Raw genomic sequence first — 414 nt, 5'->3', positions numbered from 1 at the left:
GCAGGACTCGAACCTGCAAGGGTATTGCTACCCAATAGTTTTCAAGACTATCGCCTTGCCAATTCGGCACAACCCGCCCTGGCGGAGGGGGTGGGATTCGAACCCACGAAGGGATACTACTCCCTTACCTCGTTAGCAGTGAGGCGCACTAGACCAGACTATGCGACCCCTCCGAGTATATTTTAACAATTAACATTATTTTAGTCAAAATTGAAATGAACTGAATTTTGTGATAAGTTTAAAGAGTATTTAACATGCCCTCGTAGTTTAATGGATAAAACGGGAATTTGCGGAGTTTCAGATAGGGGTTCGATTCCTCTCGAGGGCACAATATAGTGCAGATTAAATTTGGTTTGGTTTTAAAAAAGTTCCATCAACGCAACTTCTGTAACCCCTAAAAGTGGTGCAAGAACC

At 43.5% G+C, this 414-nt stretch carries 3 tRNA genes; 1 reads left to right on the top strand and 2 read right to left on the bottom strand.

Annotated features, from left to right (window positions below):
* Positions 1-69, bottom strand: a tRNA-Ser gene (locus tag QME70_14025).
* A gap of 10 nt (positions 70-79) precedes the next feature.
* A tRNA-Ser gene (locus QME70_14020) sits at positions 80-173 on the bottom strand.
* A gap of 83 nt (positions 174-256) precedes the next feature.
* Here QME70_14020 and QME70_14015 point away from each other — a divergent pair.
* Positions 257-328 (top strand) — tRNA-Arg (locus QME70_14015).
* Positions 329-414 lie beyond the last annotated feature (86 nt).

It is taken from the genome of Bacillota bacterium, from assembly GCA_030019365.1.
Lineage (GTDB): Bacteria > Bacillota > Sulfobacillia > JACIYH01 > JACIYH01 > JACIYH01.
Note: the sequence above shows the minus strand (reverse complement) of the source record. Positions and strands in the feature narration are given on the sequence as shown.